Origin of the sequence: Citrobacter sp. Cpo147, from assembly GCF_030332405.1 — a bacterium.
Classification (GTDB): Bacteria; Pseudomonadota; Gammaproteobacteria; order Enterobacterales; family Enterobacteriaceae; genus Citrobacter; species Citrobacter portucalensis.
In genome coordinates this window covers 1-249 of the sequence record NZ_JAOWHX010000002.1, presented here as the reverse complement: position 1 = coordinate 249, position 249 = coordinate 1, and the positions used below count along the sequence as shown (strand labels likewise).

The window sequence follows — 249 nt, the reverse complement described above, 5'->3', positions numbered from 1 at the left end:
GCCCGGACTCGATAAAGATCAGTACAGCATTCTGTGGGTGGAGCACGCGGACAAGGGGCGTCTGGAGCTGAACTTTCTGATCCCCAATACCGAGCTGCTGACCGGCAGGCGGCTCCAGCCTTACTACGACCGCGCCGACCGGCCGCGCATCGATGCCTGGCAGACTATCGTGAACGGCAGACTGGGGCTGCACGACCCGAACGCGCCGGAAAACCGCCGGGCGCTGGTCACGCCGTCCGGGCTGCCGAA

Annotated in this window: 1 pseudogene; it reads left to right on the top strand. The window is 65.5% G+C overall.

What is annotated here, in order from left to right:
- Positions 1 to 249, top strand: a pseudogene (locus OGY06_RS00010) (plasmid mobilization relaxase MbeA); the annotation flags it as partial.